Source organism: Kluyvera cryocrescens NBRC 102467 (assembly GCF_001571285.1).
Taxonomy (GTDB): Bacteria; Pseudomonadota; Gammaproteobacteria; order Enterobacterales; family Enterobacteriaceae; genus Kluyvera; species Kluyvera cryocrescens.
Map to the genome: position 1 here is coordinate 90,480 of NZ_BCTM01000013.1, position 20,461 is coordinate 110,940.

Genomic DNA, 20,461 nt, shown 5'->3' on the forward strand with positions numbered 1-20,461 from the left:
GAACGGCGGCCTTACGCCGCTCACGTGATAGATAACGGGCAGAAATCGATAATAAAACGACAGGCAGGGGACAACATGACACAACGCATTTCACGTAAATGGCTGGTTGCACTGGGGGTAGCGTCCGCGCTTGCCGCCTCTCCCGCGTTCGCGGCAAAAGATGTAGTGGTAGCGGTGGGGTCCAACTTCACCACGTTGGATCCGTATGACGCCAACGACACGCTGTCGCAGGCGGTAGCCAAATCCTTCTATCAGGGGCTGTTTGGCCTGGATAAAGAGATGAAGCTGCAAAACGTCCTCGCGGAAAGCTACACCGTCTCTGACGATGGTAAGGTCTATACCGTTAAGCTGCGTCAGGGAGTGAAATTCCAGGACGGCACTGATTTCAATGCCGAAGCGGTGAAGATTAACCTCGACCGCGCCAGCAACCCGGAAAGCCACCTTAAGCGCTACAACCTGTACAAAAATATCGATAAGACCGAAGCGGTGGACGCCAGTACGGTGAAAATCACGTTAAAACAGCCGTTCTCGGCGTTTATCAATATTCTTGCTCACCCGGCAACGGCAATGATTTCGCCCGCGGCGCTGAAAAAATACGGTAACGAGATTGGCTTCCATCCGGTAGGAACCGGGCCGTATCAGTTGGATACCTGGAACCAAACTGACTTTGTGAAGGTGAGCAAATTTGCCAACTACTGGCAAAAAGGGCTGCCGAAGCTGGACTCCATTACCTGGCGCCCGGTGGTTGATAACAACACCCGCGCGGCGATGCTGCAAACCGGTGAAGCGCAGTTCGCTTTCCCGATCCCTTACGAGCAGGCCGCGCTGCTGGCGAAAAACAGCCAGCTTGAACTGGTGGCGAGCCCGTCCATCATGCAGCGCTACATCAGCATGAACGTGACGCAAAAACCGTTTGATAATCCTAAAGTCCGCGAGGCCATCAACTACGCGATTAACCGCCAGGCGCTGGTGAAGGTGGCCTTTGCCGGTTACGCGACGCCGGCAACCGGGGTGGTGCCACCGTCTATCGCCTACGCACAGCAGTACCAGCCGTGGCCGTATGATCCGGCTAAAGCGCGCGAGCTGTTAAAAGAAGCGGGCTATCCGAACGGATTTAGCACCACGCTGTGGTCATCGCATAACCACAGTACCGCGCAAAAGGTTCTGCAGTTTACCCAGCAGCAGTTGGCGCAGATTGGCATTAAGGCGCAGGTCACGGCGATGGATGCCGGTCAGCGCGCGGCAGAAGTGGAAGGCAAAGGGCAGAAAGAGAGCGGTGTGCGGATGTTCTACACCGGCTGGTCGGCATCGACCGGCGAAGCTGACTGGGCGCTGTCGCCGCTGTTCGCCTCGTCTAACTGGCCGCCAACTCAGTTCAATACCGCGTTCTACGGCAATCCACAGGTTGATAAAGATCTGACGGCGGCGCTGCAAACCACCGACGCGAAGGAAAAAGCGCGGCTGTACAAAGAGGCCCAGGATACTATCTGGAAAGAGTCGCCGTGGGTGCCGCTGGTGGTGGAAAAACTGGTTTCAGCGCACAGCAAGTCTTTGTCCGGGTTCTACATTATGCCGGACACCGGTTTTAGCTTTGATGATGCGGATCTGAAGTAAGAGAGGTGCCCCTGCTTCACCTGTAAGCAGGGGCCCTGCGGCAAGGAGAGTCATGCTCAACTATGTAATTAAACGCCTGCTCGGCCTGATCCCCACGCTGTTTATCGTGGCTGTGCTGGTATTTTTATTTGTCCACATGCTACCGGGTGACCCGGCGCGTTTGATTGCCGGGCCAGAGGCCGACGCACAGGTGATTGCGATGGTGCGCCAGCAGCTGGGGTTGGATCAGCCGCTGTACGTGCAGTTCTGGCACTATATCAGCCACGCCGTGCAGGGCGATTTTGGTACCTCGATGGTTTCGCGCCGGCCGGTTTCAGAAGAGATTGCCAGCCGTTTTCTGCCGACGCTGTGGTTAACTCTGGCCAGTATGGCCTGGGCCGTGGTGTTCGGGATGGCGGCGGGTATTGCGGCCGCCGTCTGGCGTAATCGCTGGCCGGATCGCTTAGGGATGGCGCTGGCGGTCACCGGTATTTCCTTCCCGGCGTTTGCCCTTGGGATGCTGCTGATGCAGATCTTCTCCGTCGAGCTGGGATGGCTGCCCACCGTCGGTGCCGACAGCTGGCAGCACTACATTCTACCGTCGATAACGCTGGGTGCGGCCGTGGCATCGGTGATGGCGCGCTTTACCCGCGCCTCGTTTGTTGATGTGCTGAATGAAGACTACATGCGCACCGCGCGTGCCAAAGGGGTGAGCGAAAAGGTGGTGGTGCTTAAGCACGGCCTGCGCAACGCGATGATCCCGGTGGTGACCATGATGGGCCTACAGTTCGGCTTCCTGCTCGGTGGCTCGATTGTGGTCGAAAAAGTGTTTAACTGGCCGGGGCTGGGGCGCCTGCTGGTTGATTCGGTGGAGATGCGCGACTACCCGGTCATTCAGGCCGAAGTACTGCTGTTTTCACTGGAGTTTATTCTTATCAACTTAGTGGTGGATGTGCTTTACGCCGCCATTAACCCAGCTATCAGGTATAAATAACGTGCGATTATTGAATTGGCGCAGGCAGGCGGTACTCAATGCCATGCCGGTGATGCAAACGGGGAAACAACGCACGCCGTGGCGCGAGTTCTGGCGGCGTTTCCGCCAGCAGCCGGTAGCGATGGCCTCGGGCATTTTCGTGCTGCTGCTGATTGCGGTGGCGGTGGTGGCGCCGTGGATAGCGCCATTTGATGCCGAAAACTATTTTGACTACGACCGCCTGAACGAAGGGCCGTCGCTGATGCACTGGTTTGGCGTCGATTCGCTGGGCCGTGACATTTTCAGCCGGGTGCTGGTGGGGGCGCAAATCTCGTTGACCGCCGGGGTGTTTGCCGTACTGATTGGTTCGGTAATCGGCACGGTGCTGGGTCTGCTGGCGGGCTATTACGAAGGCTGGTGGGATCGCATCATCATGCGTATCTGCGACGTACTGTTTGCCTTCCCTGGTATTCTGCTGGCGATTGCGGTGGTGGCGATTATGGGCAGCGGGATGACCAACGTGATTATTGCGGTAGCGATATTCTCCGTTCCGGCGTTTGCGCGGCTGGTGCGTGGCAACACCCTGGTGCTCAAGCAACAGACCTTTATTGAGTCGGCGCGCAGCATTGGTGCCAGCGATAGCGTGATTCTGTTCCAGCATATTCTGCCCGGCACGGTGTCATCGATTGTGGTCTATTTCACCATGCGTATTGGGGTATCGATAATCTCGGCGGCCAGCCTGTCGTTCCTCGGTCTCGGCGCGCAGCCGCCGACGCCAGAGTGGGGCGCGATGCTTAACGAAGCGCGTGCGGATATGGTGATTGCACCTCACGTCGCGATATTCCCGGCGCTGGCGATTTTCCTGACGGTGCTGGCGTTTAATCTGCTGGGTGATGGTCTGCGCGATGCGCTGGATCCGAAGCTGAAGGGGTAGAGAGGAAAATACCCGGTTGCGTATAACGCTACCGGGTAAAGCGGTAGGCCAGAGAAGCTGACCTACCGTGATGAGGCGTCGTCTTAAACCCGGCTGCCCCACAGGTCATATTCGTCCGCGTTTTCAACCTTCACGCGGACCACATCACCCGGTTTCACCTCGGTTTCACCATTCAGATACACCGCACCGTCGATTTCCGGGGCGTCGGCCATACTGCGGCCAATGGCGCCTTCTTCGTCAACTTCATCGATCATCACCAGAATTTCGCGGCCGACCTTTTCCTGCAGGCGCTCGGCGGAAATTTGCTGCTGCAGCTGCATGAAGCGGTTCCAGCGATCTTCTTTCACGTCATCTGGTACCTGATCCGGCAGATCGTTTGCCGACGCACCGTCAACCGGGCTGTACTGGAAGCAGCCTACGCGGTCGAGGCGGGCTTCTTTCAGGAAGTCGAGCAGCATCTGGAAGTCTTCTTCCGTTTCGCCCGGGAAGCCGACGATAAAGGTGGAGCGCAGCGTCAGTTCAGGGCAGATCTCGCGCCACTGTTTGATACGGGCCAGCTGGCGGTCAACGGAGCCTGGGCGTTTCATCAGTTTGAGAATGCGCGGGCTGGCGTGCTGCAGCGGAATATCCAGATATGGCAGGATTTTGCCTTCGGCCATCAGCGGGATAACGTTATCCACGTGCGGATACGGGTAAACGTAGTGCAGACGCACCCAAACGCCGAGTTTAGACAGCTGCTCGCACAGGCTTTCCATGCTGGTTTTAACCGGCTCGCCGTTGTGGAAACCGGTGCGATGCTTGACGTCAACGCCGTAGGCGGAGGTGTCCTGGGAGATCACCAGAATCTCTTTTACCCCCGCATCGACCAGACGTTTGGCTTCTGCCAGCACTTCGCCAATCGGACGGCTAACCAGATCGCCACGCATCGATGGAATGATGCAGAACGCGCAGCGGTGGTTACAGCCTTCGGAAATTTTCAGATAGGCGTAGTGGCGCGGGGTCAGTTTCACGCCTTGTTCCGGCACCAGGCTCAGGAACGGGTTGTGCTGCGGTTTTGGCGCGTAGTGGTGAACGTGTTCCAGTACCTGCTCGTAGCTGTGCGGGCCGGTGATTTCCAGAACCTTTGGGTGCACTTCGCGAATTTGATCTTCTTTGGCACCCAGGCAACCGGTCACAATCACCTTGCCGTTTTCTTTCAGCGCTTCACCGATGGCTTCCAGTGACTCCTGGACTGCGCTGTCGATAAAACCACAGGTATTGACGATAACCATATCGGCATCATCGTAACTTGGCACTACGTCATAACCTTCAGTGCGCAGTTCGGTCAGGATACGCTCGGAATCCACCAGGTTTTTTGGGCAGCCGAGGGAGACGAATCCAATTCGCGGTTGTTGCATTCTAGTACGCTCACAAAGTAAACAGAAAATAAAAACCGGGCGATTCTACACGGCTTTACGTCGACTCTCTACTGCTACGTTGTGCGTTTCGCGGCATCCGGCAAAGTTGTTGTGTTGTTAAAATTGTTGCTAATGATGATTTATTGATATCGCGCAGCATGCTGTTCGTTAAGTAACCTCATAATGACAAGGCCAATGGGTGGCAAGGGAGGTAAATGCATGACGGAAAGCAAACTGAAACGCCGGCTGATGGGGCAGCTCATCAACGCGCGAAATGACCTGGATGCCTATTTGCAGCTTCGAAAGGCAAAAGGGTATATGTCAGTCAGTGATAACGATCATTTGCGTACTAACCTGCTCGAATTGTGTGGTGAATTACGGAGGAGCGTCATAGCGCTTAAACGCGGTAGTTCGCCGACCGAACTGGATATTTTTCGGCAGGCGGGCGAGGCGATTGCCTCTGCAGCGGTTTGTCTGATGAGCGGGCGCTACGACTGCCCGTCTTACATTGCGGTAAATGTGGTGACGCTTGATCGTTGTCTGGCCGCACTGGCCAAAAGCATTCAGAAGCTGGACGCTGAGTCGTCAATGACGCTCGCCTGAAATCAGGGGGACATGCGTCCCCCTGTCATCTTATCCCGCGAGGGTGGAACCCTGCGGCTGCACCGCGGCGGGTTTATCCGCGCGCGAATCCCGCAGCGTAAAGACCGATACGAGGGTAAAGAACCCGGCAATCGCGCCCAGAATCAGGTAGGTGTCGGCAAAACCAATCGTGTCATACAGGTAACCGGCAATCGGTGAATAGACGGCGGTCGCGATAGAGGCGACGAACAGCACCAGCAGGTAGACCGTGGACAGTAGCTTGTTGTCGAAATTGGCAGAGATGAATTTAAACACGGAGACCAGAATCAGCGGTTTTTCGATGGCGTGCAGCATTTTGACCGCGGCAATCCAAACTGGGCCCAGTTGCATCGCGGAACCGGCAATACGCACGGACATTATCGTCCCGGCAATCACCAGCGCCCATTTGGCCCCGGTACGGTTAACAAACCACGGCATCAGGCACAGGAACAGCGTCTCACCGCATACCTGAATAGAGGCTAAAATCCCATACCAGTGGTTGCCTTCCTCTTTGGTCGGGAACTGCATGGAGAAATACTGGGCAAACTGCTGGTCATAGGTGTCGTAAATCTGCGTGACGAACAGAGTAAAGATCAGCAGCATCCAGAACTGTCCGTTTTTCGCCAGCTCCAGCGCATGGACCACTTTCAGCGAGTTGGTCTTTTGGATTTCCGCATCGGTCAGCTCGATTTTGGTCATCATAAAGCACAGCGCTGCCACAATGATCGCACAGCTGGCAAGCCAGAAGGAGAGGTTAGGCAGGGTGTCGATATATTTACCGACAATCCACGCGGCCGCTGCCCAACCCAGCGATCCCCACATGCGCACCCGGCCATATTCAAAGCTATAGCGACGGGAAATTTTATCAATGTACGAGTCAATAACGCCGCAGCCGGAGTTAAAGATGATGCCGAGGTAGACCCCGCCGAAAATGGCGCCAAGCCAGAAGCTGTGAACCAGCAGCGGGGCGTAGACGTAAATAAAGAACGGGCCAACGGGGAGCAGGAGCGCGAGGATAATCCAGATGAGCTGTTTTTTCAGGCCAAACTTATCGGAAATAAAGCCAAAGAATGGCTGCATCAGCAGCGCGATAAAGGCGTTAGTGGCGTAGAGCAGCCCGGTTTGCGTCGCGCTGATCCCCAGATGCTGCGTGGTCCAGATAACAAAGAACGCCATGGTTGCTGACCAGGCGAACAGGTAGAGAAAATCGAATATGCTGAGCAGTATATAATTTCGTTTGCCGGGTAGTAGCATCGCCACATCCTCATCAAATATCAGGCCATCCCCTTGGCACATAGCAATTGCCTGTGCCCACTGAATATTGTTTTGGTATGTCTCGTTGTAAAAATGTCATACGTTAACAATTTCTGTTTTAATCTGACATCTGAACGCCATAGGCAAGCAATGCCTATGGCGGTTAATTGTGATTTGTTTCACAAATGTATGCGGGATTTAGCTGTGATTAGCGATAACGATCACTTATTGATTTATGAGAACGTATGACTTTACTAAATCTTCGGCGTCAGTTTATCCGCCAGCGATCGCAGTTGATCGGCAATACTTAACAGGTCGGTCTCGGAATTATGCAGCGGCCCCGCCGAATTTCGCACCACCAGACGGCTTGGCAGGATGGTCGATGCGCGTAAAGTCTGCGGTGAATCTACCGACTGAAGCAACTGCTGAACGGCCATTTTTCCTTGCAAATCAAAATCAATAGCGACGGTGGTTAATGCCGGTTCGAAGAAGGCGCTCTCGTAGGTATCGTCGTAACCAATAAGTGAAATGTCCTGCGGGATTTTGCGTTTTTGCTGATGCAATGCACTGAGCGCACCCAGCGCCATCTGGTCATTGGCAATCAGCAACGCCGTCGCCTGCGGGGTTTCGCGCAGCATTTGCAACGTAGCCAGATAGCCGCTTTGCGCGTCCCACTGGCCATGATGTACCGCCAACGGGTTGAGCTGGTAGGAGGCCAACGTGTCGCGCCAGGTGTTTAAACGCAGGCGGGCAGGGACCGAATCCTCTGGGCCGGAAAGCAGACAGAACTGGCGATGGCCGAGATCGTACAGGTGCTTGACGCTGGCGCGCGCGCCTTCTGCCGGGTTGAAGGTCACGTTGAACACGGAGCTATAGGGGTCAACGTCGAGGAACAGGCACAGCACGTCCGGGTTTTCGTCGACCAGACTTTCCGCCACCGGCGTTTCGAGCGGGGCGTTGACGAAAACCCGTTCCACGCGCTGGGATTTGAGTTCATTGATGGCGGCCTGAATGCTGCTATCGCTGGCGTCATCAATCATTGCAATCAGCACCTGATAGCCCTGTTCACCGGCGTATTTCTTCACCGCGGCGGCGATTTGCGACGGCGCGTGCAGCGCCAGCGATGTGGTCACCAGACCCAGCGTTTTACTCTCTTTGCCCACCAGCTGCTGGGCGACGCGGTTAGGAACGTACTTCAGCTCAGCAATGGCCTGTTCAATTTTCTTGCGCGTTTTCGCCGATACGTTGGCGGAATTATTGAGCACGCGGGAGACCGTCTGATACGACACATCGGCGTGGCGCGCCACATCCGCGAGAGTTGCTGCTTTGGTTTTCATACTCGCCCCATCAAAGATTTGTCACAGTATACCCGAGCGATTGTTGGACGTGTCACCTAAGCAGCGGCAGGACTGCGGGGGCGGGATGTTTTGGGCGATAAATCACCTAAAACGCGTGATGGATCACATTTTATGCCGGCATGGGTTGCGGTAACCGGGGGGGAACGCGTAGAAAATCCTAATTGTGAACGAATAACATTTTTTGTCTTTATGCGACATAAGGGAACCGACATGGATAAGCATCTGCCAATTAATCCCGCAGCCCCGTGGCTTTTGCACGGCGCGGACTATAACCCGGAGCAATGGTTACACGTGCCGGGGATCCTGGAACAGGACATCGCCATGATGCAGCAGGCGGGCTGTAATATCATGTCGGTGGGGATTTTTAGCTGGTCGGCGCTGGAGCCCGCCGAAGGTGAGTTTACCTTTGGCTGGATGGATAACGTGCTGGATACCCTCCATGCGGGCGGGATATCCGTTTTCCTCGCCACGCCGAGCGGCGGTAAACCCGCGTGGCTAGCGGCGCGATATCCGGAAACCCTGCGCGTCAGCGCAGCGCGCGTCAAAGCGCTGCACGGTGGGCGGCATAATCACTGCCTGTCGTCACCGGTCTACCAGCAAAAAGTGACGTTGATAAACCAGAAGTTGGCGCAGCGCTACGCTCATCATCCTGCGGTGCTGGGCTGGCATATCAGCAACGAATACGGCGGCGAGTGTCACTGTGACCGCTGTCAGCAGGATTTCCGTCTCTGGCTACAGGCGCGCTATCAAACCCTGGATGCGTTAAATCACGCCTGGTGGACCGGATTCTGGAGCCACACCTACAGCGATTGGTCACAAATAGAATCCCCGGCCCCGCAGGGAGAAACGTCAATTCATGGGCTTAACCTTGACTGGCGCCGATTTGTGACTTCCCAGGCGAAAGCGTTCTATCAAACCGAAGTCGCGCCGCTGAAAGCCGAACGTCCGGATCTGCCGGCCACCACCAATTTCATGTGGTATTTCAATGATTATGACTACTGGCAGCTCAAAGACGTGGTCGATTTTGTCAGTTGGGACAGCTACCCGATGTGGCATAAGCAGGAAGATGAGCGCGCGGTGGCGTGTAAAACGGCGATGTACCACGACCTAATGCGTACCCTGAAGGACAAACCGTTTGTGCTGATGGAGTCTTCCCCGGGACAAACCTGCTGGCAGCCGACCAGCAAGCTGAAAAAAACGGGAATGCATATTCTCTCATCCTTACAGGCCGTCGCCCACGGTGCTGATGCGGTCCAGTATTTCCAGTGGCGTAAAAGCCGCGGCGGCATTGAGAAATTCCACGGCTCGGTTATCGATCATGTCGGTCACCTCAATACCCGCACCGGGCGTGAAGTTTCGCAACTGGGGGAAATGCTTGCGGCGCTCAGCTCTGTCGTCGGCACGAAAACTCAGGCCCGGGTGGCCATTATCTTTGACTGGGAAAACCGCTGGGCGGTGAACGATGCGGCGGGCCCGCGCAACTGCGGCATTCACTATGAACAAACGGTGGTTGATCACTACCGTCCATTCTGGGAGCAGGGCATTGCCGTCGATGTGATTAACGCCGACAGCGATTTGAGCGGCTATGACCTGGTGATTGCGCCGATGCTGTATATGGTGCGCGACGGTTTTGCCGAACGGGCGGAAGCGTTTGTACGCGATGGCGGCTACTTTGTCGCAACCTACTGGAGCGGGATCGTCAACGAGAGTGATTTGTGCCATCTCGGCGGCTTCCCTGGGCCGTTACGCCCGCTGCTCGGCGTGTGGGCCGAGGAGATTGATTGCCTCACCGATGAGCAAAGCAACGGCGTCGAAGCGCTTCCGGACAGCGGCCTACAGGGCAGTTGGCGCGCTCGCGAGCTGTGTGAAATCATCCATCCGCAAGGGGCTGAGGTGTTAGCCTGCTACAGCGAGGACTTTTATGCCGGCTATCCGGCGCTGACCCAGCATCGGGTTGGTAAAGGAAAAGCGTTTTATGTGGCCTCGCGTAATGATGATGCCTTCCATACGGCTTTCACCGCGATGCTGGCGAAAGAGCTAGCGCTGCCGCGCGCGCTGGAGGCGGAATTGCCGACCGGTGTGGTCGCCACGCGTCGTACCGACGGTGAGTGGGAATGGGTATTTGTGCAGAACTATACGGACGCGGAGCAGACGCTCGCGTTGACAGCGGTTTTCCACAATGCGCTTTCCGGTGAGAAGGTCGAAACCGAGCTCGCACTGGCTCCGTGGGGCTGTGAGGTACTGACGCGGGAGCTGTAAAAGCGAGGTTTTTTGTCAGCGCTTCCCTGGGGGGCGTTCAGCCACCGCCCGGGAAGCGGTCGTTATAAAAAAACGCCGTTAGCGCATGATGCGGCGCAAAATTCGGTTGGCCTGCTCTTCGAAGGTGGTCGCCGCCTGGTCAATCGTCTCTTTGCCGTAATCGATATTTTGTAGTGCGGCGACAAACAGGGCGATAAACTGCGGATCTTCCAGATAGGGCAGAGCCTTCGATTGATTCGGCAATTCGGCCGATTGCAGCAGGCCGGCAAGCACCGGATCGCTATCTTGCAACTCCCCAGCATCGCGCAATATTTTCTCCCCAGATTGACTTAGCGGCACGCCTCGCTCCAGCCCAACCGGCTCGACGCCTGCTTTCTCACTCATTAGGAAGTTAATCAGCATGGCGGCTTCCTGCGGATGACGCGTGTTTTTGCTGATAGAGAACATCAGCGCAGTTTTATGAAACTGTCCGGCGTCTTTGGCCCCTTCGCGCATCGGGTAGTTGCCCATCACCAGGTCCGAGGGATCCTTAAGATTTTGCGATTCGGCAGTGTACAGCACGTTCCAGTTATACACGCCGCCCCATTCGCCGTTGAGCCACGGCTTCATTTCATATGCCACGCCTTTGCCAAATGAGGCCATGGTTTTGGCGTCCGGCACCGTATGGGCATCGACCAGTTTTCGATAGAAGGTAAAGGCCTCCACCAGGTCGGCATGATCCCAGCCCAGTTTACGGGTTTTCTCATCAACCATCGGCTTCTGATTGCCTTGATAAACATAAGAGTTAAGCAGCAGCAGTGAATCCTGATCGGTCAAAATCAGCGGGAAGGCGCTATCGCCGAGCTTCTCTTTAAACACGGGCCCAGCGTTAAGTAGTTCATCCCAGGTTTTTGGTAGCGCCACACCTGCTTTTTTCCACGTAGCTGCGTTGTAATAGAACAGCATTACGTTGGCGGAAATCGGAATGGCGTTAACCTTACCATTGATCGTGGTGCTGGCCAGCGCCTCAGGGGAGAACTGATCGAGACCGATGGGCTGGCTGAGTTTATTGAGATCGTAAAAACCATCGCCGGTTTTTGACAACAGCGTCAGCCAGTTCCAGTTGGTCTGCATCACATCGGCTTCGGTATTGCTGTTGATCTGCGTGGTCAGGCGCGAGTAAAAGCCGTCCCAGCCGGTGTATTCGGCCTTCACTTTGATGTTGGGGTATTTGGCTTCAAAGGCTTCCAGCGCCTTTAAGGTTGCCTGGTTACGGGCTTTGCCGCCCCACCAGGCGAAACGGAGTTCCACCTGATCGGCGCTATGCGCAAGAGGCATGGCGCTGAAACTGCAGCAGGCCAGCAGGAACAAAATCGACTTTTTCATGGATGAATCCTCCGTGTAATAACGACTAGCTGCGATGATGACGATAGTGGGTTAAGCCTTTCACCAACTGCATTTCCTGCTCGCACCACGGCTTGCCTTCCGGAGTCAAAACATCATGGAACCAGAGTGAGCGTGGCGCGGGATGATCTTTATTAACGCTGGTCCACGGGATCCAGGTCTGGGTTTTGCCCTGTACCAGCCCCCATTGGTAGCAGCCGGTATCAAAGGCGCAAAACAACGGAAGCTGCTCGCTAAACCCGCAGTCCATATGGCGAGCCAGCCACTCGGTGCACAATACCGGGCGATGACGCTGGGCCAGGCTCTCCAGCACGCCAAGCTGGCGCGCGGCGTTGTTATAGTTGTGGTAGCTGATAATGTCCGAAAGATTGAGGGCGGCAATATCGATGGGGTGCTCAAGCGTGCCGTAGTGCTGATAGTCAATATGCCAGGCTCCCACGGTCAGCGGCTGGCTTGGGCCAACGTCGCGCGCCCAGCCAAAGGTGGCAACCATCAGATCCAGCGCAAAGGATTCCAGTGCCTCGTCATACTCCGTCGACTCGGTCGGCGAAAGGTTGATCCCGCGATTGCCCGGTTCGTTATAGAGATCCCAGATAGTGATACGCGAATCGTTTTTAAACTGCGTCAGCACGTCGCGGACGTAGGCTTCTATTCGTGGCCATTGGCTGGGGTCCATCACGATTGCACGGCCGGGGCTGGCTGCGGCCTGACTGTTGTGGACGCCGTGGCGCGGCGGTTTTTGTGGCCCAAGATACGGCTCATCGCCGGAAAAGGCGCAGTCGTCCATTAGCGTCAGCATCACCTGAATCTGGTGCTTTTCCGCCAGTGTGAGGAAAGTGTTGATACGCTTGAGCAAGCCATCGCGGTCAGCCTCCCAGACGATAAACGGCAGATTGGTGCGCAGGGCGTTATAGCCGTAGTTATGTGCCCAAGCCAGCTCCTGATCGATAGTGGCCGCGTCGAAGGTCTCGGCCTGCCACATTTCGGTCCAATTCACCGCACTGCGCGGAAGATAATTAAATCCGCAGGCCCAACCGTGCTGCTGATACCAGGCCTGTGCCTGGGATTCGCTCCATTGCGTGTGCATTCTTTGTCTCCGTCGCTAATAATTATTAGCTAATATTTATTACCAAGGAGGCGCGACGCAATCGCCATACGATCAATATGCTGAGTTGTTCACAAAAAAAGCCAAAGATATCTGTGCTATAGTCGGCGACGACAAGGAGTAAACATGCCGAAAAAAAATAAGATAACCATGAGTGATATCGCCAGGGAAGCCGGTGTTTCTCAGGCCACGGTTTCATTGGTGCTCAATAATAGCCGGGCCATTCGCCTGAGTGACGCCACGCGCGAGCGGGTGTATGCCGCCGCCTCGGCGCTGGGATATCAGAAAATCATCGTGCCTCACCGCCCGGACGGGCAGGAAGAGATTGCGTTATTACTGTGCGGCATGCCGAACTATGACCCGTTTATCGATGCCATCAGCGAAGCCAGCAGCACTGCCTGGCAGCGGGATATGCTGCTCAGCGTCTACGACTACGGTGACGATATGCAGATGGTTGAACAGATCCTGCGTCAGTTGGATCAGCGCAACTGCGCAGGGGTGATTTTGGCAAGCCCGGTAACCCGCGCATTTGACTTTTCCCCGTTTGAATCTTTGTTGAAAAAACCGGTGGTGCTGCTCAATCAGTACGACCCCAATAGGCCGCTGTTGCCCACCTTTCTTCCGGACGATCGCGCTAACGCCTGCCAGATTGTCAGTCATCTGCTTGCGCAGGGCGTGACCCGTATCGCGCATATCATGGGCGACGAGTGGATGGACGCCAGCGTGCTGCGTCTGGAAGGCTATCGACAAACGCTCCAGCAGGCCGGGATCGAAATTGACGAAACGCTCATTAAGCAGACCGATTGGTCGTTGAATGCCACTTTCAACGCCACGCTGGAGCTGATGCGCCTATCGCAGCCGCCGCAGGCCATTTTCTGCGCCAGCGACTGGATGACGCTCGGCTGCTATCAGGCGCTGGCCACGCTGAACATTTCCGTTCCCAACGATGTGCTGGTGTGCGGTTACGATGACCAGCGTATTGCGCATCAGCTAACGCCTGCGTTAACCAGCGTACAGCTGGCCTATAACGAACTGGGGCGGATGGCGGTGAGCTATTTATGCGATGGCGATGATACCGCAGCGCATATTAGGCTGGTGGGGAAACTGCAGGTGCGCGGCAGCAGCCAGCGCACCTGAGGGGATCAGGAGACCGGAATCATCACCACGTCGCGGAAGGCGGGGCGGTCGGCAAGCTGCTGATACCAGCGCGCCAGATGCGGTCTCGGCTGCCAGGTTTTCACGGTTTCCAGCAGATTGTAGACAAACGGCGCCACGGCGATATCGCCGACGCCGAAGTGGTCGCCGGAGAGCCATGTCTGCGTCGCCAGAGTATTATCCAGAATTTCGAACAGCGGTTCGCAGGCAACCATGGCCGCTTCAATTTCTGCCATATTGCGTTTTTCCACCGGCGTTCTCACCAGCCCGAACAGAATTTTACGGTGCACAGGCGAGAGCGTTTCATTGGCCCAATCCATCCATTTCTCACTTTTCGCCCGCTGGATAGGGACGGCCTGCCATAACGTCTCGGCACCGTACTGCGCCGCCAGATAGCGGACGATAGAGTTTGATTCCCACAGCACGTCATCGCCGTCTTTGAGCATCGGTACCAGACCGTTTGGGTTAAGCGCCAGATAGGCCGCATCGTGGTTCACCCCAAACCCCTGACCCGCCATAATCTGCTCATACGGCACTGCCAGTTCAGCCAGCGTCCAGCGTACTTTCTTCACGTTCGTTGAGTTATTGCGACCCCACAGCGTAACCATAGCCACTCCAGTTTATTTAGCGGAAATTAACTGTGATCTAAAGTTAACGGTTACGCAATCATGATCAAAAAAAATGTCAGGTTTTAAGCACAACCCGGGGATCTTGCGTAAACTTAAAAAACTTTACCAACTCACTGTTTCTTTAAGAGAGTTTCTACGTTATTACTCACCGCCTGATGCAGTACGGTTGCTGTTGTGGCGTGTTTTTGGGAATGGATACTTGGGTGGCTTTTATGATGTGTAACACTAACGCCTTTCGGAGCCTGTTGGCAGGCTCAGCGCTTTTACTTGTAGTCGCACCGGCGGTGCAGGCGGCGGATCAGCTCCCTGATGCGCCATCGATTGATGCTCGCGCGTTTATTTTGATGGACTATGCCAGCGGCAAAGTGCTGACCGAGGGCAATGCGGACGAGAAGCTCGATCCGGCGAGTTTGACCAAAATTATGACCAGCTACGTGGTGGGTCAGGCGCTTAAAGCGGGAAAAATTAAACTGCCGGACATGGTCACCATCGGCCGTGACGCATGGGCCACCGGTAACCCGGCGCTGCGCGGCTCTTCGGTGATGTTCCTGAAGCCGGGCGAGCAGGTATCGGTTGAGAACCTCAATAAAGGGGTGATTATTCAGTCGGGCAATGATGCCAGCATCGCGATTGCTGACTATGTAGCCGGCAGCCAGGATTCATTCGTGAGCCTAATGAATGGCTATGCGCAAAAAATCGGCCTCACCAACACCACCTTCAAAACCGTCCATGGTCTGGATGCTCCTGGGCAGTTCAGTACCGCGCGCGATATGGCGCTGCTGACCCGCGCGATGATTCACGATGTGCCGGAAGAGTACGCGGTACATAAAGAGAAAGAGTTCACCTTCAACAACATTCGCCAGCCTAACCGCAACCGTCTGCTGTGGAGCTCTAATCTGAACGTTGACGGCGTGAAAACCGGGACCACGGCGGGCGCAGGCTACAACCTGGTGTCATCCGCAACCCAGGGTGATATGCGTCTGATTGCGGTAGTGCTGGGTACCAAAAGCGATCGCGTGCGTTTTAACGAGTCGGAAAAACTGCTGACCTGGGGCTTCCGTTTCTATGAGACCGTGACCCCAATTAAACCGGATGCCACCTTTATCAGCCAGCGCGTTTGGTACGGTGACACCAGTGAAGTGAAGCTGGGCGCCGGGGAAGCCGGTTCGGTGACGATCCCTCGCGGCCAGTTGAAGAATCTGAAAGCCAGCTACACCTTAACGCAGCCGCAGTTGACGGCGCCGTTGACCAAAGGGCAGGTGGTGGGCACCATCGACTTCAAACTCAATGATAAAACCATCGAGCAGCGTCCGCTTATCGTCATGGAAGCCGTTGAAGAGGGCGGGTTCTTTAGCCGCATGATGGACTTCGTGCTGATGAAGTTCCACGAGTGGTTCGGCGGCTGGTTCTCCTGATAACGCCTTAATACAGCAGCGAAATTTGCTGCTGTTTTGCCAGTGCCACCAGTTCGTCGTCCGGGCAGGTGTCGCTGGCAATCACGTCAAAGCGCGTTAAATCCCCCATCCGCGCCGGACGTACCTTTCCAAACTTACTGTGATCTGCGACCAGCACGTGATAGCGCGCCTGGCGCATTGCCCAATGCTTCACCGGCAGCTCCTCCAGATTAAAGCAGGTTGCCCCCATCTCAATATCAATGCCCGCCGCGGAATAAAACGCGATGTCCGGACACAGATGCGACAGCGTATCCTGCTCGCTAATGGGCTTAAAGATGGCGTTGCTGGCGTGAAACTCGCCGCCGCAGAGGATCGGACGACAGTGGGGTTTGTCCTGTAGTGCCAGGAAAGTATTGAGTGAATAGCAGACGGCGGTAAACGGCAGGTCGTTATCGATGGCATCAATGATCCACGGCGTGGTGGTGCCGCAGTCGAAAAAGGCCATCTGATGCGCTTTCAGTAGCTTTGCCGCATGGCGGGCCGCCAGCTTTTTTTCATCAACCAGACGCGTTTTCTGATCGCTTAACAGGTAGTGGGGCACGCTGCGCGGCTCCAGCACCACATAGCCACCCAGCAGTACAACCGGGCCGCTTTCGCTGTTGAGGTCGCGACGAATCGTCATTTCGGAAACGCCAAGCAGCGCGGCCGCTTCTTTTAAATGCAGCTTATCGCTACGTTTCAGTGCCTGAATGAGTTGGCCAATTCGTTCGTCGCGTCGTGTTTCCATAGATCCTCTAGCGGAAATGCCCCGGCAAGGATACCGGGGTCAGCGCGTTATTTTACCTGCGAGCGGCAACTTCGCAAAGGCTTCACGACGGTCAAAGATATTCAGTGAGCAGCGCTTCCAGGCTATTTTGGTCGACGGCAAACAGGCGGATGCCTTCGGCCAGCTTTTCTACCGCCATCGCATCCTGGTTGTGCGCCCAGTAAAACTCCGCTTCGCCGATAGCCGCCGGTTTTTCCTGCGCCTCACCGGCGTGCTGAAGCTGCACCGCTACTGGCGTATCGCGCTGCTGTAGCTGAGCTAATAGCTGCGGCGAAACGGTCAGCCGGTCGCAGCCGTTTAAGGCTAAAACCTGCTCCGGCGTGCGGAAGCTGGCGCCCATCACGACGGTTTGATAGCCATATTTTTTGTAGAAATGGTAGATAGCGCGCACCGACTCCACGCCTGGGTCGTTCTCAACGGTATAGGTCGTTGCGGGGTTGTTTTTCTTATACCAGTCGGAAATTCGCCCGACGAACGGTGAGATCAAAAATACCCCTGCATCAGCGCAGGCACGAGCCTGGGCGAAGGAAAAGAGCAGCGTCAGGTTACAGTGAATCCCTTCTTTTTCCAGCACTTCGGCGGCGCGAATACCTTGCCAGGTGGCGGCGAGTTTAATCAGCACGCGTTCTTTTGCCACTCCCTGTTCCGCGTAAAGGGCAATTAACTCACGCGCTTTACGGATGCTGGCGTGAGTGTCATAAGAGAGTCGGGCATCCACTTCGGTGGAAATTCTTCCCGGTATGCTTTTCAGGATCAGCGCGCCAATGCTGACGGCCAGATGGTCAGCGATTGTCGCCGGCAGGAGCTTTGCGTCCTGAGCGCGAGATTTCACGGCGGCGACGGTCTCTTTTATCAGGTTTTGATATTGCGGGAGCTGAGCCGCTTTATAAATAAGCGAAGGGTTGGTGGTGGCATCTTCCGGCTGATAAGCCATGATGCTGTCGATATCCCCGCTGTCGGCAACAATAATGGTGTGCTGCTTTAACTGTTCAAGCTGATTCATAACCTGTACCTAATTGTGTTCGGTTTAAATCATAAGGAGGGGCCCCTCCTTATGATTACTCTTTCATTATTTTGCCTGAGCGACGCGGGTGGTCAGGCCCGGCATGTTAAAGCACTCGGCTTCGTTCTGAATCATGTCTTTGATCTTATTAATCACGTAACGCTCAGGTTCAACGCCGAAGGATTTCAGGTTGGCGAACATGGTCTGCATCTCTTTGACGACCGGCGGTTTTTCGTAATTGTAGTGACCGCTAAGTTCGAGGATCTCTTTGAGCAGCGCGGGTTCGCTAAAGATTTGCTCTTCAGACTTATTTTTATGCTCGTCGGTCATCCATTTTTCCCACTTGTGGCTCAGAACGCACTCGCGGGTCAGCACGGTTTTCAAATCAGAAGCGGACTTAATGAAGCCTTTCGCCGCCAGATCTTTTTCCACTTCAGCCAGCTTCAGATAGGCGCGGGTTTCAATGGTGCCGTAGGCCGGCGCGACGTTCATGGCGGTGATCCCAAGCCCTGGGTGTTTAAGCAGAATTTCATCCGGCAGGTAGTCACCGTTATGTTCTTTCAAGCCCACGCCGTAGCGAGTGCTGATAGCTGACAGCTCCGCCGACTGGGTGTCGTTGAAGTGGCCGACGTTTTTGGTCAAGCGCGTCAGAGTGCCGGTCTGGCCGACGATAAACAGCGGCTGCGGCAGACCTTCATCATTCAGGCGCTTGTTCAGCTCAACAATAAACCCTTCATAGGCGCTGATATCGGTCAGACCGCCGTTGGTCTCCTCCGTCCCCACTTCGTAGAAGAACTCTTTCAGGTTGTTTTTCTTACGATACTCTTCGCAGAAACGAATAAGCTCAACGGTGCGGCTTAATACCAGCTCAATATCAATCACTTTCCCCATCACATACGGGTCTTTGGTCGGGTCGATATGCAACAGATCGAAGCCTGCGTCCATGTCAATTTGATAAGAGCGACGCGCCAGTTCCATCGCCTGCGCTTCCGGAATATGGTCTTTACGTTCTTTATCGCGCTGCCATGGGCCCCCGTGGTCGCGACAAAGGAAGTAGTCGCCATCAAAGCCGACTTTGTCCGCCATGGCTTTCAGGTCGGCGGCAAAACGGAACTGATCCCAGTTGTTGACATAGCCTGCGCCAAATTCATCGGCATCGACCTGATTACGGCTGGCAATGAACATCAGCGGCAGATCTTTTTCTTTACCTAATTCAAAACACGCCTGAATAAGCGCCGGAGACATTGGGCCAATACCCAGCATCGTGGACTTACCACCCTTAACGATATAATCGACGTACTGCTTCATGGTATTTTTCATGATAACTCCTTAGGCTTTATTCATATCTGAAGTGACAGTTTTTTTAGCGTCGGATTTTTTAACCGGCTCGCTAATATTTGGACGTAATATATGTAGGCAGATGGCGGTCACGATGACGCCAATAAGCATATCGAGGACGTACCACAGCGGTGCTTTATTCACGCCGGCGATGGCAATTAATCCGCCGTGGGGAACCATGGATTCGACGCCGTGAACCATTGCCAGGCCCGCTCCTACGGCGCTGCCGATAATAATTGACGGTAATACTGTTTTAAGGTTTTTCACCGCGAAGGGAATTGCGCCTTCGGTAATACCGATTAAGCCCATAAAGGCGGCGGAAGTGCCCATGCGCCGTTCATCCTCGGCCCATTTGCGCTGAGAAATAAAGGTGGAGAGCGCGATACCCAGCGGTGGAATAGCGCAGGCGATGCGGTAAGCGCCGTTCGGGCCATAAATCCCTTCAGCCATCAGAGCCAAAGTAAAGGCAGTGGCCGTTTTATTGACCGGGCCACCCATATCGAACGCGGCCATGGCGCCAAGAATTAAGCCCAGCACAATACCGCTGCTGCCCTGCATATTGGAGAGCATCGACACCAGCCATTTCATGGCGGCACCAATCGGCCCAATCAGCACGTACAGATAGAGCATGCCAACAAGGCAGGTCGACACGATAGGGATAATCAGAATCGGCATAACCGGCATTAACGCTTTGCCAACCTTCCAGGTTTTCACCCATTTGGCGACATAGCCGCTGAGAATGCCGAGCAGCATCGCCCCAAGGAAGCCGGTTACCACGTGATCGGCGCCGAGCGGGGTACTGGCCATAAAGCCGGTAATCAGCCCCGGCGTCAGGCCCGGTTTGCCAGCGATAGAATAGGAAATATAGGCGGCAAGGACCGGGATCATCATCCCCAGCCCGGCGCTACCGATAGCGCCGAGGTTTAATAAGAATGGGTTGGTGACCACCATCCCTTTGCCCGCGACCGGTTCACCGCCGACCAGCGACAGTGCCAGACAGATACCACCGACCACCACCACGGGCATCATATAGGAGACGCCGGTGCTGAATGCTTTGACCAGGTCGTCCTTAACGGCTTTCATTTTATCCGACATTTTATTTCCTCCTGGCCTGCGTATTTTTATCGGGTGCTGACCTTAATAAAGGTGTAGCGATCCCCCAGACCCTATTGTCTGGTGATAGAAATGACGGGGCGCAGAAATTAAATTAGGGTATATTTCCCGACCCGGATGCCGAAA

At 55.2% G+C, this 20,461-nt stretch carries 17 protein-coding genes; 7 read left to right on the forward strand and 10 right to left on the reverse strand.

Annotated features, from left to right (window positions below):
• The first annotated feature begins 75 nt into the window (after positions 1–75).
• The 3 genes from gsiB to gsiD are packed head-to-tail and all read left to right on the forward strand — an operon-like array spanning position 76 to position 3,500.
• A complete protein-coding gene (gene gsiB, locus KCR01S_RS10860) occupies positions 76–1,614 on the forward strand; it encodes a glutathione ABC transporter substrate-binding protein GsiB (RefSeq protein ID WP_061282766.1) in 1,539 nt (512 codons plus the stop codon).
• A 52-nt stretch (positions 1,615–1,666) separates the two neighbouring features.
• Complete coding sequence (gene gsiC / locus KCR01S_RS10865; RefSeq protein ID WP_061282767.1) at positions 1,667–2,587, forward strand: glutathione ABC transporter permease GsiC; 921 nt, start codon at positions 1,667–1,669, stop codon at positions 2,585–2,587.
• A gap of 1 nt (position 2,588) precedes the next feature.
• On the forward strand, positions 2,589–3,500 hold the full coding sequence (gene gsiD / locus KCR01S_RS10870) for a glutathione ABC transporter permease GsiD (RefSeq protein ID WP_072277136.1): 912 nt from the start codon (positions 2,589–2,591) through the stop codon (positions 3,498–3,500).
• 83 nt (positions 3,501–3,583) lie between these two features.
• Here the strand turns inward: gsiD and rimO are convergent, their stop codons facing one another.
• Entirely contained in the window at positions 3,584–4,897 is a 1,314-nt protein-coding gene (gene rimO, locus KCR01S_RS10875) for a 30S ribosomal protein S12 methylthiotransferase RimO (protein WP_061282769.1), read from the reverse strand.
• 219 nt (positions 4,898–5,116) lie between these two features.
• Here rimO and KCR01S_RS10880 point away from each other — a divergent pair, with 219 nt between their 5' ends.
• Entirely contained in the window at positions 5,117–5,500 is a 384-nt protein-coding gene (locus KCR01S_RS10880; protein WP_061282770.1) for a biofilm formation regulator BssR, read from the forward strand.
• A gap of 30 nt (positions 5,501–5,530) precedes the next feature.
• On the opposite strand, the gene KCR01S_RS10885 is transcribed toward KCR01S_RS10880, so the two are convergent.
• The gene (locus KCR01S_RS10885) at positions 5,531–6,772 is read right to left on the reverse strand and encodes an oligosaccharide MFS transporter (RefSeq protein WP_061282848.1); all 1,242 of its coding nucleotides are present in this window, start codon (positions 6,770–6,772) and stop codon (positions 5,531–5,533) included.
• 254 nt (positions 6,773–7,026) lie between these two features.
• Positions 7,027–8,109 carry a LacI family DNA-binding transcriptional regulator gene (locus KCR01S_RS10890; RefSeq protein ID WP_061282771.1) on the reverse strand — a complete coding sequence of 361 codons (1,083 nt, stop codon included), beginning with the start codon at positions 8,107–8,109 and terminating at the stop codon, positions 7,027–7,029.
• A gap of 231 nt (positions 8,110–8,340) precedes the next feature.
• Here KCR01S_RS10890 and KCR01S_RS10895 point away from each other — a divergent pair, with 231 nt between their 5' ends.
• On the forward strand, positions 8,341–10,389 hold the full coding sequence (locus tag KCR01S_RS10895; RefSeq protein WP_061282772.1) for a beta-galactosidase: 2,049 nt from the start codon (positions 8,341–8,343) through the stop codon (positions 10,387–10,389).
• Positions 10,390–10,467: 78 nt separating this feature from the next.
• Here the strand turns inward: KCR01S_RS10895 and KCR01S_RS10900 are convergent, their stop codons facing one another.
• Both KCR01S_RS10900 and KCR01S_RS10905 read right to left on the reverse strand, forming a co-directional pair.
• Positions 10,468–11,754 (reverse strand): ABC transporter substrate-binding protein, encoded by a 1,287-nt coding sequence (locus KCR01S_RS10900; protein ID WP_061282773.1) that lies wholly within the window; start codon positions 11,752–11,754, stop codon positions 10,468–10,470.
• 25 nt (positions 11,755–11,779) lie between these two features.
• Positions 11,780–12,859 (reverse strand): glycoside hydrolase 5 family protein, encoded by a 1,080-nt coding sequence (locus tag KCR01S_RS10905; protein ID WP_061282774.1) that lies wholly within the window; start codon positions 12,857–12,859, stop codon positions 11,780–11,782.
• A 144-nt stretch (positions 12,860–13,003) separates the two neighbouring features.
• Here KCR01S_RS10905 and KCR01S_RS10910 point away from each other — a divergent pair, with 144 nt between their 5' ends.
• Positions 13,004–14,014 (forward strand): LacI family DNA-binding transcriptional regulator, encoded by a 1,011-nt coding sequence (locus KCR01S_RS10910; protein WP_061282775.1) that lies wholly within the window; start codon positions 13,004–13,006, stop codon positions 14,012–14,014.
• A 5-nt stretch (positions 14,015–14,019) separates the two neighbouring features.
• Here the strand turns inward: KCR01S_RS10910 and KCR01S_RS10915 are convergent, their stop codons facing one another.
• Complete coding sequence (locus KCR01S_RS10915; RefSeq protein WP_061282776.1) at positions 14,020–14,640, reverse strand: glutathione S-transferase family protein; 621 nt, start codon at positions 14,638–14,640, stop codon at positions 14,020–14,022.
• 233 nt (positions 14,641–14,873) lie between these two features.
• Here KCR01S_RS10915 and dacC point away from each other — a divergent pair, with 233 nt between their 5' ends.
• Positions 14,874–16,076, forward strand: a complete 1,203-nt coding sequence (gene dacC / locus KCR01S_RS10920; RefSeq protein ID WP_061282849.1) for a serine-type D-Ala-D-Ala carboxypeptidase — start codon at positions 14,874–14,876, stop codon at positions 16,074–16,076.
• Positions 16,077–16,083: 7 nt separating this feature from the next.
• Here the strand turns inward: dacC and deoR are convergent, their stop codons facing one another.
• The 4 genes from deoR to KCR01S_RS10940 all read right to left on the reverse strand — a co-directional run bounded on the left by deoR (position 16,084) and on the right by KCR01S_RS10940 (position 20,317).
• The gene (gene deoR / locus KCR01S_RS10925) at positions 16,084–16,842 is read right to left on the reverse strand and encodes a DNA-binding transcriptional repressor DeoR (RefSeq protein ID WP_061282777.1); all 759 of its coding nucleotides are present in this window, start codon (positions 16,840–16,842) and stop codon (positions 16,084–16,086) included.
• A gap of 91 nt (positions 16,843–16,933) precedes the next feature.
• Positions 16,934–17,884, reverse strand: a complete 951-nt coding sequence (tal, locus tag KCR01S_RS10930; protein WP_061282778.1) for a transaldolase — start codon at positions 17,882–17,884, stop codon at positions 16,934–16,936.
• Positions 17,885–17,950: 66 nt separating this feature from the next.
• The gene (locus KCR01S_RS10935; RefSeq protein WP_061282779.1) at positions 17,951–19,204 is read right to left on the reverse strand and encodes a class II D-tagatose-bisphosphate aldolase non-catalytic subunit; all 1,254 of its coding nucleotides are present in this window, start codon (positions 19,202–19,204) and stop codon (positions 17,951–17,953) included.
• Between the two features lie 9 nt (positions 19,205–19,213).
• Entirely contained in the window at positions 19,214–20,317 is a 1,104-nt protein-coding gene (locus KCR01S_RS10940) for a PTS fructose transporter subunit IIC (RefSeq protein ID WP_061282780.1), read from the reverse strand.
• Positions 20,318–20,461 lie beyond the last annotated feature (144 nt).

Bases quoted from the DNA above. Each gene is read 5' to 3' on its own strand.
- dacC (WP_061282849.1), top strand. From the start codon at position 14,874: ATGATGTGTAACACTAACGCCTTTCGGAGCCTGTTGGCAGGCTCAGCG.
- KCR01S_RS10910 (WP_061282775.1), top strand. From the start codon at position 13,004: ATGCCGAAAAAAAATAAGATAACCATGAGTGATATCGCCAGGGAAGCC.
- gsiB (WP_061282766.1), top strand. From the start codon at position 76: ATGACACAACGCATTTCACGTAAATGGCTGGTTGCACTGGGGGTAGCG.
- KCR01S_RS10905 (WP_061282774.1), bottom strand. From the start codon at position 12,859: ATGCACACGCAATGGAGCGAATCCCAGGCACAGGCCTGGTATCAGCAG.
- KCR01S_RS10935 (WP_061282779.1), bottom strand. From the start codon at position 19,204: ATGAAAAATACCATGAAGCAGTACGTCGATTATATCGTTAAGGGTGGT.
- tal (WP_061282778.1), bottom strand. From the start codon at position 17,884: ATGAATCAGCTTGAACAGTTAAAGCAGCACACCATTATTGTTGCCGAC.
- gsiC (WP_061282767.1), top strand. From the start codon at position 1,667: ATGCTCAACTATGTAATTAAACGCCTGCTCGGCCTGATCCCCACGCTG.
- rimO (WP_061282769.1), bottom strand. From the start codon at position 4,897: ATGCAACAACCGCGAATTGGATTCGTCTCCCTCGGCTGCCCAAAAAAC.
- deoR (WP_061282777.1), bottom strand. From the start codon at position 16,842: ATGGAAACACGACGCGACGAACGAATTGGCCAACTCATTCAGGCACTG.
- KCR01S_RS10890 (WP_061282771.1), bottom strand. From the start codon at position 8,109: ATGAAAACCAAAGCAGCAACTCTCGCGGATGTGGCGCGCCACGCCGAT.
- KCR01S_RS10915 (WP_061282776.1), bottom strand. From the start codon at position 14,640: ATGGTTACGCTGTGGGGTCGCAATAACTCAACGAACGTGAAGAAAGTA.
- KCR01S_RS10885 (WP_061282848.1), bottom strand. From the start codon at position 6,772: ATGCTACTACCCGGCAAACGAAATTATATACTGCTCAGCATATTCGAT.
- KCR01S_RS10900 (WP_061282773.1), bottom strand. From the start codon at position 11,754: ATGAAAAAGTCGATTTTGTTCCTGCTGGCCTGCTGCAGTTTCAGCGCC.
- KCR01S_RS10880 (WP_061282770.1), top strand. From the start codon at position 5,117: ATGACGGAAAGCAAACTGAAACGCCGGCTGATGGGGCAGCTCATCAAC.
- KCR01S_RS10940 (WP_061282780.1), bottom strand. From the start codon at position 20,317: ATGTCGGATAAAATGAAAGCCGTTAAGGACGACCTGGTCAAAGCATTC.
- KCR01S_RS10895 (WP_061282772.1), top strand. From the start codon at position 8,341: ATGGATAAGCATCTGCCAATTAATCCCGCAGCCCCGTGGCTTTTGCAC.